The following is a 279-nucleotide window of genomic DNA, read 5'->3' as shown; positions in this document are numbered from 1 at the left end:
GAAGAATCATTACAAGTTTCATTAGAAATATTACAAGCGAGCATTCCTGGGTATATAGTATTATGGGTATTCTTATTAGTGCTTGTGAATTTAGTTGTGACGTTTCCGATTTTAAGAAAATTCAAAGTCGCAACACCAGTGTTCAGACCATTATTTATGTGGCAAATCAATAGAAGCGTAGCATTTGTTTTTGTGATTACAGTACTTGTGAGTTTGTTTGTCACACAAGACAATGTCGTAGCGTATGGCATAGTCACTAACTTACAATTTGTGTTAGAA

At 34.1% G+C, this 279-nt stretch carries 1 protein-coding gene; it reads left to right on the top strand.

The features are described 5' to 3' along the window. Nucleotides 1–279: DUF2232 domain-containing protein (locus KA858_RS12720; protein WP_210135855.1), on the top strand; the 279-nt coding region annotated here is incomplete at both ends.

The organism is Staphylococcus sp. GDX8P80P (assembly GCF_017893095.1).
Taxonomy (GTDB): Bacteria; Bacillota; Bacilli; order Staphylococcales; family Staphylococcaceae; genus Staphylococcus; species Staphylococcus borealis.
This window is presented reverse-complemented; position numbering and strand designations above follow the sequence as displayed.